Origin of the sequence: Parabacteroides vesiculifaciens (assembly GCF_049860805.1) — a bacterium.
Classification (GTDB): Bacteria; Bacteroidota; Bacteroidia; order Bacteroidales; family Tannerellaceae; genus Parabacteroides.
In genome coordinates this window covers 902,264-914,584 of record NZ_CP187555.1, presented here as the reverse complement: position 1 = coordinate 914,584, position 12,321 = coordinate 902,264, and the positions used below count along the sequence as shown (strand labels likewise).

The following is a 12,321-nucleotide window of genomic DNA, read 5'->3' as shown; positions in this document are numbered from 1 at the left end:
AAAGATCAAAAGGAGCCTTAATAATTATATACAAACTATTAATATCCTGGATTTTGTTTCAGATTTTCGTTAATCAAAACTTCTTTGGTCGGAATCGGCCATAAATACTGCCGGTCGTTCCACATACGCTGCGACATCGGGGCTATCAAGCCGGCCTTTTCCATAACTGAAAAATCAGGAATACCGTCTTCATCTATTTGCGGAATACCCGGCCAGAACCATAGCTCTTTATCTACCACTTTTTCTCTTAACAGATCAACCGGATACAACATTCCATAATTCGGACGAGTCAACGCTTTGCTTGCCAATTTCCATCTGATCAAGTCCATATAACGTAATCCTTCTTTGGCAAACTCAACCCGCCGTTCCGTACGCAAGATCGTACGCAATTTTTGTGGATCGGTAGTTGTTACTGCCGGATAAGCTCCTGTATTGGTATAATCTGCGCCATAGGCTCTTGCACGAACTTGATTTATTGCATCCAAAACAGACTGATCGATCTGCCCTAATTCTATTTTTGCTTCGGCATACATCAACAGGACATCTGCATACCGGATAATAATTTTATCAGGATCCACATCCTTTCCATTTTCCAACCACGTTTCATCAATCCCCTTTTTCCACAACAAGCCGTTGAAGGAAGCAAATTGGGCATTGACACGAGCATCATTGTTTTTTTGCATCTTTCCTGTGTTATAATTCATTACTTGTACAGCATCCGGATGCGGATTATATTCAAAGCCAAGATGCCGGGTACCAAACTCCACTATGGTTGCCATACAGCGAGGATCACGATTTTTGAACGGATCATGAGGATCAAACAAAGGTGATTCATCAATCGGCAAGCCATCGGTACAGGTATACGCAGCAAGTAAATCCCAAGAAGGAGCAAATGCACCCCAACCACCAGAATTTCTTGATATTTCATTCATAACCGTCCAGTTTCCTAACGTAACTTTATATTCAATGGAGCGGGGCAAGAGAAAAATCGATTCTTCTGAATTTTTTGTCGTACTTAGGAAAAGGTCTGCATAATCCTTATGCAATTTATAAATACCTAAATCCATACATTTTTTAGTTGCATCAGCGACAATTTCCCAATCTCCCATATACAAAGCAAAACGAGCTTTCAAGGCTAAAGCCGCCCCTTTTGTAGCACGTTGTGAAGACAGACCGGAATATTGTTCGGGCAAGTTTTCTATTGCTTTATCATAATCCTCATATATCTTCGGTACAATTTCTGACTTCGGAGTTCGTCCAAGCGTAAAAGCTTCTTCTATATCAACCACCTCTGTTACATAAACGACATCTCCGAAATAAGTGACCAACCGAGCATAACAAGAGGCTCGTTGAAACAAAGCTTCTCCTTCGTACTGCTTCAATTTAACCTCTGATATGCCCATACTTGCAGCCTTATCCATATTAGCCAGAATCGTATTTGCCCGAGCTATGGATTTGTACTGATTAGCCCACAAAGTCGTCACATCACTACTTTGTCCGTTAAAGGTTCCTTTTATGATTTCAGACGGAGTCTCTCTGTAAATAAAATTATCAGTCTTATCTTCATTATCCAAAGGCCAGAAATCATCCCGGTAAAAGTCTTTGACAGACATTTCTATTTCCGTTTCACTGGAGTACCAGTTCTCACTGGATGCCTGTGACAGTGGATTTAAATCCAATTCATAACATGAACTCAATCCTAAACAGCATCCTAATAATATAATTAATGTACGTTTCATCTTTTCACTCTTTTAAAATTTAACAGACAAACCAAACAACAAAGATGTTGTGATCGGATAAGAAGAACTTCCCATTTCCGGGTCCCAACCACTCGGATATCTACTGATGCAGAACAGATCATTGGCTGCAATATAAATACGCGCCTGTTTGATCGTTACTTTTTCAGTCCATGCAGCCGGTAATGTATATCCGAATGTGAGATTCTTCAAACGGAAATAACGGCCTTTAAACATCCAGTAATCTGACATTGCATAATTGTTGCTTGCATTAGCATACGTCAAACGGGGATAAAACGCTTGTGCATTCTGAGCTTCCGTATTCTTTTCGCTCCAATAATTACCGTCAATGATAGCAGGTGTGTTTCCCCAATTAGACTGCAACGGCTGTACCATTGCTGAAGACAAACGTGCATTGCGCCGTCCAACACCTTGAAATGCCAAAGAAAAATCAAACCCTTTATAACTTAAATTCAATGCCCCTCCATATTGGAATCTCGGAAGAGAGCCACCCAACAGTACACGGTCATATTCCGGTGAAATCTTACCATCCGGAACACCATCCGGTCCGGAAATATCTTTGTATTTCACATCTCCAAGTTGTACGTTATTATTTAATTTAGGACCATTCAGATCTTCTTCCGTCAATATCAAGCCATCACTCAAATAACCATACCATTCATTAAATTCACTGCCTTCCATTTTAACTTGATCTCCTAAAAATTCAGTACCTCCTAAGTCTCCCATTTTAGAAACAAAATCAGAGAAATTGGCAGAAATGCCATACGTCAAATCACCGATCTGATCATTCCAGGCAAGTTCAAGGTCATATCCATTAGTATACATTTTACCCGTATTCCGCTGAGGATTGTCAAATCCTACATAATCTGGAATCTCCAAAGCCAACAACATGTCCTTAGTCTGCTTGTTATAATAATCGGCAGTAAAACGCAAACGATTATTAAAGAATGTAGCGTCCAACCCGACATCGACAGAACTTGTCGTCTCCCAAGAGATATTTTCTACTGCATATGCCCACTGTGCAGCTGATAATTCGGGTACTATCGTACCATTCTGATAAAACAATACATCACTAAAATTGATAAATGCCTGATAGGGATAATACAACGCATAACCGTCTTTATCCGTGATTCTCTCATTACCCAAGGTACCATAAGAGGCTCTCAATTTCAAGAAAGACAACCAGTCTATATCCGCATTTTTCATAAATGCCTCTTCACTCATCACCCAACCGGCAGAAAAAGAAGGAAAAACACCCCAACGATAATCCGTATGGAAACGGGAAGATCCATCATAACGCACATTCGCCTGTAACAGATATCGATTATCATAATTATAAGCGACACGACCAAACCAGGATTGATAAGCCAACTGCACGGCACTTCCGCTATTATCCCGGAGATCCAAAGGACCGATATCCAAATAAGGGAAATTATTAAGTTCATATTGATCACGGGAAGCTCCCAGATTTTCACCAAAATAACGATACGTTTCATAACCGGCCATCACATTTAAATCGTGTTTGCCGAATGTCTTCATATAATTTGCAATTCCCTGGATCGTTACGTCATAACTATCGTTTCTTTTTTCAGATAATTTTGTCGTATTATAACCTTCCATATAGCCACCTATTGTATTCGGGTCATCTTCCAATGAATAAGAGACAGCTTCGCGAAAGTCCTTATTTTTTGTAAAAGTATAGTTGGGAGCTATTACTCCGGAAATCTTCAATCCCTCAAGAGGTGTAATGTTTATTGCTGCACGGCCACCGACCTTATTATACCATTCGTCTTTAGTACCACCGGAATTCGTAAGAGCATAAGGGTTATTACCGTTTTTACCACTGGCATATTCTCCGTTTGCCCAAACAGCCGGATAGATCATCGGAGCCAAACGCATATTCGAAAACGGGGAATAATAGGGCTGATGATTTTTCGTCCGCTTATAGTTGAAATCTAAAGTTGCTCCCAAATACTTATTCACCGTAAAATCATTGTTTGCACGTATCATAAACCGTTCATAGTAACGATCTGCATACAACCCGTCTACCTTGTCGTATACGAACGAAGCATTCGACTTAACAGCTTTTGAACCACCAGCCACACTAATCGTATGTGTCTGCCGGGGGGCCGATCCCTTTAAAATCATTCCAACCCAATCCGTCATCGGATATTTATCAGGATCCGTCTGATTATATTTTTCCCAATTGTTGACATCATCCTCTGAATAGGCCTGGTTCCATCCTCCCGATTTATTATCATTGTAACGCAACTCGTTGGTCGTTTCCAAAAAACGCTTAACGCCTACATATTTCGGTTGTTTAGTCGGAATTTCCAAACCATATTCAAAATTATAATTGATCGAAAGGTCCTTATCCTTTGCACGCTTCGTCGTAATGAGGATAACACCGGCAGCAGCACGCGAACCATAAATGGAAGAAGAAGCGGCATCCTTCAATACAGACATGCTTTCCACATCATTCGGGTTCACATCATTGATACTTCCCGGTACACCATCTATAATAACCAATGGACTTGTGTCACCGATAGTCGTGACACCACGTACTTTGATGCTACCTGCAGCCGCACCCGGAGCGCTATTGTCACGCGTCACCGTCACTCCGGCAACAGCACCTTGCAAAGCCGTTGATAATTGGGTTGTCTTACGGGAAGCCAAAGCATCGCCTTTAACTGCGGCAACCGCTCCTGTCAAATCTTTTTTCTTCATGGTTCCATAACCGACAACAACGACTTCATCGAGCATTTCCGAATCCTCTTTCAGAACAATAGAAAAAGAATTTCGGCCATCAACCTTTATTTCCTGCGATATATAACCTATATAGGTTATTACCAATGTAGCACCCGGTGCTACATTGAGCGAAAACTTTCCATCGACATCAGATATCGTACCATTAGTCGTACCTTTTTCCACAATATTAGCACCAATCACAGTTTCACCATTGGCGTCTTTTATTATACCGGTCAACTGTTTAGACTGATTTACACTGTCAGAATGAGATTTCTTATTTGATAAAATAACTTGCCGGTCTACAATACGGTAGTTTACATCCGTCCCATTGAATAATACATTTAATGTCTCGCTAATACTTTTCGAACGAATATTCATATTAACTTTTCTATCCGTATCGACAGATTTGTCTGTAAACAAAAATGAAAAATCCGTATCCCTCTCGATCTGATCCAACACTTGCTCGACTGTTACGTTTCGGAGCGATAAATTAATGGCTGTATTTTGCGAATACAAACTTTCTGCACGCAGCTGAGCAATCACGATGAATAGTAAAAATAAGCTTATTCTCATAATATGCATCAATTTAAGTAAATAATATGGGGTATTTTCCCTTACTGATCTTGAAAAATTCATAACTTTGTATTTGGATTTAAAACTTGAGTACGATTGGCGTCGTACTTGATTAGTTATTTTTTTAAGGCAGGTATGAGTTGGCGCTTATACTTGCCTTGCTTTTTATTTAATATCGATCTAAGATTTATATCATAATTATTTCTCCTTTCTTTTTAAATTCGACATGTTCATTACTATTTCAGCCAAACATCTATCCGTTGGCGCGGATAAGTATAGTCTTGCTGTTGTTTCGTATCTGCAAAAGACCAAGTTATAGGAGCTGCCATTCGCAGGTAATCTAATATTTGTATGATATTTTCCGAAGAAAAAGTAGCTCTGAACTTATAGTCTTTCTGGCTTTCCCTGTGCAAATTGATATCGATGTTATACTTTCTGGATAATTTTTTAAGAACCTCTTCAAGCGTGGCATTACGGAAAATCAGTTTACCATCCCTCCATGCTGTTTTTTCATCTATATTGACGGAACTGACGGTGAAACGCTTATTGTCCTTTTCATAACAAACTTGTTCGTTCGGTTTTAACGGTATGGTGTTGGAACCTGCCAAAATATCTACCAGCCCGTTCTCCAAAGTCGTTTCCATAATCTTATCTTCTTCATAAGCATTTATGTTAAATTTAGTTCCATGTGCTTTGACCTTTATTCCATTATCTAATGAGACATAAAAAGGATGTTCCTTATCAGACTGTACTTCAAAATACCCTTCACCGCTCAGCCGGACATTTCTTTCCTTTTCCGTAAAACGGGCAGGATAGCGGAGTGTACTTCCTGCATTCAACCAAACCCTTGAACTGTCAGGCAACAAAACTTGTGTAACAATGCCCGGAGCAGACGAAGCTTCCAAATAAGAAACTGTTTCGATTTGATTCGACTGCCGGATGTATAAATAAGACAAAACTCCTGTCGAGACAGTCAAGGGCAACAACAAAATGGCTGCAATCCGCAATATATAGAAAGTAAAAGAATGTTTTCTCCGTTCAACATCCAGCCTTTTCCTGTTTTTCTGATATGCCGCTTGTACATCGAAAGATTTATATTCACGAATATCATTTTCGATAGCCTTAGCTACACGAATTGCGTTTTCTATATTATCTGTATGTTCTTTCATTTTCTATCTTCTTTTACTAATAGACACACGAATCAGACAAACCCGACACACTTTTTGTCTTTTTATTGAAAAAATATTTTTACATTTCTTATATTTCGCTACTTTTGTCTACACAGGAAGAAATAGAATACTTCTTACTAAAATGAAAAGCACCAATATTCCCGATGTAGATCATCTCTTATGGAGTATATCCGTAAACGATGACGAAGTTGCATATCGTTCTTTGTTTGAACACTACTATGCAGCTCTTTGTCTGTTTGCCAAACGTTATATCGAAGATCGTGCTATACGGGAAGATATTGTGCAGGATGTTTTTTTCAATATTTGGGAAAAGAGAAAGTCTATAGCAACTAATATTTCCGCCCGAAATTATCTGGTTACCTGCGTAAAAAATTTAAGCCTGAACTATCTGAGAAAGCAAGGCTACATACAGGATTACCAGAATAAGATTATTGATAATCCTCCGGTTTATTCCAATGGAGAAGAAGATCTGTTTATGTTAAACGAACTTGAAACACTATTAGAACAAACCTTAACCAAACTGCCGCCGGAATATAGAATGGCTTTCGAGATGAGCCGGATGGAACAAAAAAGTATGGACGAAATAGCGGAAATAATGGGTGTTTCCGTCCGTACAGTCGAGCGCTACCGGAATAAAGCGCTCGATATCTTGAAAAAAGAACTGAAAGATTATCTTCCGGTTCTATTATTCCTGTTTCAATAGCAAAAAACCATTCTTTTTCAAAAAAGCATCCGTCAGTTCCCGGACCCTATAGTAATTTTCCGTGAGAGGCTTCCTGTATAAAAAGATCGGATGTCCAGCTCCTTCAAAAAGATGAAGTTCGCAATCTACCTCCTTTTGCAAAAGATTGTCCCTATACGACTCAACTACTTTGACCGGTACGATAGGGTCTTTTGTTCCAAGCAGTATAAGACTGGAAGGAGTACCTGCCGTTATGTGATGGATCGGTGAGATTTCTTCAAAATCCTTTGTTATTTCTGGAAAACCATAACCGCGAGAAACCATATCTACAACCGGATAATATAAAATGGAAAGGTTCGGCTTGTAATCTGCCGAAGCCGGCTCGTCGCTCCCGACAGTCCCGAGTGCAGCAGCCAAATGACCTCCGGCAGAACCGCCCGCCACGGCAATTTTATCCGGATCGATCTGATACGCCGAACTATGGTGGCGCAACCAACGCATCGCATCTTTAGCATCATCGAAACTCTCGAACGGTGTCGAGTGGTGCAGATATTCTATCCGGTAATCAACCGATACGGCAACCATTCCCTTAGAGGCGTAATAAGCACATTCACGATAAAACTGAATCGGGGTACCTAACTTCCAGCCTCCTCCGAAAAAATACACGATGGCCGGCCTTTTCTCCCCTGTCTTCACATTCCGGGGCTTAAAGATATGGAGAGTCAGAGAATCTCCTTTTACCAATGTCTTATACGGGACTATTTCAGGAGAGAACGCCGTTTCCGGCGAAGCCAAGACTTTCTTCAAGGCTTCGAACCAGATAGACGCCATCTTTTCCGCTCCGGCTTTATTCGGATGTACTTTATCATGTACCGTATATTTCTGCCAATCAAAATCCTGAGCCTGATTTACAAGAAAAACATGTCCAGAGTCTAATCCGGCAACCATTTCCGCAATCTTCTCATTCAATTCCGAGATGTACGAATACTTGGGCAGTTTACCGCTGGGAATTACCTGGGCGATCAAAATACGTACATTCGGGTTGATCTCCTGTATTTTGTGAATAATCGACTTATAGGAAGCAATCATTCCGGGAACCGGTTTTTCTTCAACAAAATGGTTGTGACCGGCATGAAGCAAAACAATATCTGCCGGATAAATACGATAGAGACTGTCGATCTTTGACTCCAAAAATTCCACATTCTTGCCACTGAAACCACAATGATTAAGCGTCCCGATCCGGCATTTGCTCTCACGGGGACCGATAAAATCAAATTGATACCCGGCTGTAAACAATTTCTCCCAAAGCGGATACAAATAGCAAGTGAAGAAATCCGCCCCTTCCGTAATGGAATCTCCTAATCCCATCAGGGTAAACCGTTCCTGTTTTTTCTCCTGTCCGATAGCAGTAGAGACGCACGGTCGTGCGTCTCTGCACAACAAAGAAAAGAATAACAGATATAAATAAAGAAATCTATGTTTCATGATTTTTAGGCTTGCAAAATTTTATGGGCATGTATAAAAAATCCATCGCCATGCATCTGAAAATACATAGCGATGGAATACTTTTCTGATTATTGGACAACCGGTTTGTCTTTCAACATACCGCCTTCATTATAACGCTGGTTGTTCGGCAATCCTTTCTTGTTCACACCTTCCTCCATCAACGTCTTCAGATCATCCAGATGAGAACGGTAAACGCCTCGAGGTGTCACACCATATTTCTTACACAAGGAGGCAGCCATACCAACCACTTCTCCCATCATACCTGTCGTGCGCATCACACGGACAGTTCCCAGTGCAACATGGGTGACACTGATGTTGCGCCCGGCCATAAACAAATTGTCCACGTTACGCGAATACAAACAACGATACGGCACGGCATACGGATGGATCAGGATATGCTTCGTCACGGCCTTAAACTCGTTGCCGGGAAAATGCTCACTGTTTTTGGGGTCCTGCCAATGCAAATCGATACTCCATGTCGTGGCGAAAGAGGCATCTTCATGAGCTACGTTTTTGGTGATATCATCCTCTTTCAAGATATAATCACCCATCAAGCGACGCGATTCACGCTTGCCAGCGACATAAGCGACCCAACCTAATTTTCGGTTCTTATACTGGTCATTCTCCTTCATACGGTTTTTCAGATAACTCCAGTTTGAATAGACAACCAGCATTCCATAATCACGGATACGTTCGAAGTCCTTGATCTGGTCGAAGTTCATTCCGGTTTCCCAGGTCCACTCTCCCATCATCACCTTCTCACAATTCTTGTCGTTGAACTCCACTCCATAACTGAACTCCGGGAAAGGACTCGATTTCTTGTTATCCACAGAGTACCACTGTACGGAAGAGCCCATTGTCAACTTATCTGCTTTCTCCGGAGCGATGCTCTCACCATACTCGTCACGACCTTCACGCCCCATACGGTAATCAGCCCCCGCCAGGTAACCGATCGTCCCGTCTCCCGTACAATCAGAAAACAGAGGTGCCTCGAATTTTAATTCTTTACCGCTCTCGATATGTTTGACAACAACCGATGTGATCTTATCGCCTTCCTTTGTCACTCCTATCGCGCGATAGTTCAGGAAAAGGGATACATTTTTCTCACCTGCCAACCAATCCATTTTCTTCTGATCTTCATAATATTCTGCCGGTTGGGCATTTCCTCCCTTTTCCGGACCAAATTCTTTCTGCAGACCGCCAAGTTCCTTATAAGTTCCTTCTTCGATACGACCTCCTAAATGAACACGTATCTCCGAACTGTTATTTCCACCTACCACAGGACGGTCATTGATCAAAGCCACCTTACAACCCAGACGGCCGGCCGATACTGCGGCACTCATCCCTGCTATACCGGCTCCAACTACAACCAAATCATACTTTCCCTCAACCGGAGCTTCATCCGGAAGCCCCAATGCTTTACGGCGAAAAGCTTCCAATTCCTTGATATCCGATGGCGGCATCTTTCCTGCTTCCGTGGTAAAGTAGATCGCATCACAACGACCGTCAAATCCCGTCAAATCATGCAGCTTGATTACAGTTTTCAGATTCTTGACAGACACTTTTCCAGCTATCTGCCACATCCAGGCAGAACCCTCCGCTCCCAATGGAGAAGTCATCTTCTTTCCTCCGACAGACAAGCTGAATTTTCCAGGTCCCTCCCCTTTTTTCCAAGGAGAAGTCCAGTTATACGTACGGACATATACATAATATTCTCCTTTTTCCGGAAACGTTACTTCCGTAGATGCATCATCGACGGGTACACCCATCCCGTGCGCCAAAAGGTAAGGAGACCCCATCAAATCCATAAACTGCTGATCAACCTTCCAACCTCCTTTGTTACTAAAACTTTCGGCTTCGACGAAGAGGTCTGCCGCTTTTACCGATCCTAAACTCAATAATAGTAATAATGTTATAAACGTTTTCATGATAAATATATTTACATTAGTCAACACTTCCTGCTTCCGGAAAACCCGATTTGCCAATACCTTGCTTCATCAAAGTTTTCAAATCCGATAAATATTTTTCATACACACCTCTGGGATCCGTACGATATTTCTTACATAAAGAAGCAGCCATTCCTACCACTTCCCCCATCATACCTCCGGTTCTCATCACCCGCACAGTTCCCAATGCGACATGAGTCACACTTATATCCCGACCTGCCATAAATAAATTCCCGATATTCCGTGAATACAGGCAACGGTATGGGACTGCATACGGCTTTATATCCTGCACATCGCAATAAGAAAGAAACGGTTCCTCTTTCATTCCCGGTATCGGTTTGGGATAATGAAGATCAACTCCCCAAGTCGTAGTGAACGCCGCATCTTCATACTGAATATCATCCAATATATCCTGCTCACGTAAAACAAGATCTCCCATCAAACGACGAGATTCACGTTTTCCTCCTATATAAGCGACCCAAGCCAATTTCTTCCTGGCAAACTGTTCTTTCTTTTTACTTTTGTTCTTCAAGAAATCCCAATTACCGAAAACAGCACGAAGAGCATGATCCCGAATATATTCTATTTCGGTTATCTGATTATTATTCAAACCGGCTTCCCAATCCCAGTCTCCACGTGTTATTGGAATACAAGTCGTCTCATCAAACCGTATGGCCCAGGGACAATCCGGAAAAACAGAAACATCACGTGTGTCATCAGCATACCATTGTACAGAAGTCCCCATTACCAGTTGGTCGGCTGTTAAAGGGGCTCTTGGCTCACCAGTCTCTTCTTTACTTTCCCTTCCCATACGATAATCCGCTCCGGCAAGAAATCCGACCTCTCCATCTCCGGTACAATCAGAAAATAATCGGGCTTTAAATATATATTCTTTTCCCGATATTATATTTTTCCCGATAACTGAAACAATCTTATTTCCATCTTTTTTAACATCAACGACCTGTATATTTAGAAATAAGTTCAAATTTTCCTGGTTCTTCAACAACGCAAGTTTCTTGTCATCCTCATAATTAGAAGCCGGCCCTGCATTATGGATTTTCTTTTCAGGATATTGCCGTAAGATTTTCATAATCTGTTGGCTCCTGACTGACGACGAATCCCGTTTGGCTTCCCAATTATTCCAATGTCCGACGGGACCGAGTTCATCCACAAGATTTCCCAAATTCGGATAAGGTTGCTGAGCGATCAATCCGGAAAGCCCAACACGAACTTCCGAACTATTATTTCCCCCCAGAACCGGACGATTCTGAATTAAAGCGACTTTACATCCAAGACGAGCTGCACTGACAGCAGCACAACATCCTGCAACACCTCCACCGACAACAACCAAATCATACTCTCCTGCATCTTCCGGATTTACAGGTAGCCCCAACATTTTCCGTCGAAAAGCAGCCAATTCTTCTTTTCCACCAGGAGGAAGCATCTCTAATGCTGAGGTAAAGAAAATAGCATCGCACCGACCATCGAAACCTGTCAAATCCCGTAGTACAATCCGGTTCTCACCAGTTTTCAACCTAATTATTCCACCATCTTGCCAATGCCACTCCGCTTTCTCCGTTCCGAACGTCACTTCCAACGCTTTTCCATTCAGTAACAACTCGAAACGTCCTGGAGAGCCTGCCTGATTCCATTGCTTCACCCAATCCCTGGTCCTAACCCAAATACGGTATTTTCCCTCATTTTGAACCCGGATCATTGTCGAAGCATTTTCAACCGGTACCCCTAATCCATGTGCCAACAAATAAGGAGATCCCATTTGTCCCATAGACTGGTTATCCAATACCCATCCCCCTCTATTATCAAAACTTTCCGCTTCAATAAATATATTATCCGCTTTCAGAGGGAAAGATATGATAAGTAATATAATAATCCACCATTGCTTCATAAAACCGACATTT

Annotated in this window: 7 protein-coding genes; 1 reads left to right on the top strand and 6 read right to left on the bottom strand. The window is 41.7% G+C overall.

Annotated features, from left to right (window positions below; genetic code table 11):
• Positions 1-38: 38 nt before the first annotated feature.
• From ACPYIV_RS03635 to ACPYIV_RS03625, 3 genes are all read right to left on the bottom strand, one after another.
• The gene (locus ACPYIV_RS03635; RefSeq protein ID WP_425885586.1) at positions 39-1,739 is read right to left on the bottom strand and encodes a RagB/SusD family nutrient uptake outer membrane protein; all 1,701 of its coding nucleotides are present in this window, start codon (positions 1,737-1,739) and stop codon (positions 39-41) included.
• A 12-nt stretch (positions 1,740-1,751) separates the two neighbouring features.
• Positions 1,752-5,078 carry a TonB-dependent receptor gene (locus tag ACPYIV_RS03630; RefSeq protein ID WP_425885584.1) on the bottom strand — a complete coding sequence of 1,109 codons (3,327 nt, stop codon included), beginning with the start codon at positions 5,076-5,078 and terminating at the stop codon, positions 1,752-1,754.
• Between the two features lie 236 nt (positions 5,079-5,314).
• Positions 5,315-6,247 carry a FecR family protein gene (locus tag ACPYIV_RS03625; protein ID WP_293739971.1) on the bottom strand — a complete coding sequence of 311 codons (933 nt, stop codon included), beginning with the start codon at positions 6,245-6,247 and terminating at the stop codon, positions 5,315-5,317.
• 142 nt (positions 6,248-6,389) lie between these two features.
• Here ACPYIV_RS03625 and ACPYIV_RS03620 point away from each other — a divergent pair, with 142 nt between their 5' ends.
• A complete protein-coding gene (locus ACPYIV_RS03620) occupies positions 6,390-6,971 on the top strand; it encodes an RNA polymerase sigma-70 factor (protein ID WP_293739970.1) in 582 nt (193 codons plus the stop codon).
• Here ACPYIV_RS03620 and ACPYIV_RS03615 read toward each other — a convergent pair.
• The 3 genes from ACPYIV_RS03615 to ACPYIV_RS03605 form a co-directional block, all read right to left on the bottom strand.
• Positions 6,954-8,435, bottom strand: a complete 1,482-nt coding sequence (locus tag ACPYIV_RS03615) for an alpha/beta hydrolase fold domain-containing protein (protein WP_425885581.1) — start codon at positions 8,433-8,435, stop codon at positions 6,954-6,956. The genes ACPYIV_RS03620 and ACPYIV_RS03615 overlap by 18 nt on opposite strands.
• 89 nt (positions 8,436-8,524) lie before the next feature.
• Positions 8,525-10,384, bottom strand: coding sequence for an FAD-dependent oxidoreductase (locus ACPYIV_RS03610; RefSeq protein ID WP_425885579.1), 1,860 nt, complete (start codon positions 10,382-10,384; stop codon positions 8,525-8,527).
• A gap of 16 nt (positions 10,385-10,400) precedes the next feature.
• Complete coding sequence (locus ACPYIV_RS03605; RefSeq protein ID WP_425885577.1) at positions 10,401-12,308, bottom strand: FAD-dependent oxidoreductase; 1,908 nt, start codon at positions 12,306-12,308, stop codon at positions 10,401-10,403.
• Positions 12,309-12,321: the final 13 nt, after the last annotated feature.

Coding starts and splice junctions, on each gene's coding strand:
- ACPYIV_RS03630 (WP_425885584.1), bottom strand. CDS start 5,078: ATGAGAATAAGCTTATTTTTACTATTCATCGTGATTGCTCAGCTGCGT.
- ACPYIV_RS03615 (WP_425885581.1), bottom strand. CDS start 8,435: ATGAAACATAGATTTCTTTATTTATATCTGTTATTCTTTTCTTTGTTG.
- ACPYIV_RS03610 (WP_425885579.1), bottom strand. CDS start 10,384: ATGAAAACGTTTATAACATTATTACTATTATTGAGTTTAGGATCGGTA.
- ACPYIV_RS03625 (WP_293739971.1), bottom strand. CDS start 6,247: ATGAAAGAACATACAGATAATATAGAAAACGCAATTCGTGTAGCTAAG.
- ACPYIV_RS03620 (WP_293739970.1), top strand. CDS start 6,390: ATGAAAAGCACCAATATTCCCGATGTAGATCATCTCTTATGGAGTATA.
- ACPYIV_RS03635 (WP_425885586.1), bottom strand. CDS start 1,739: ATGAAACGTACATTAATTATATTATTAGGATGCTGTTTAGGATTGAGT.
- ACPYIV_RS03605 (WP_425885577.1), bottom strand. CDS start 12,308: ATGAAGCAATGGTGGATTATTATATTACTTATCATATCTTTCCCTCTG.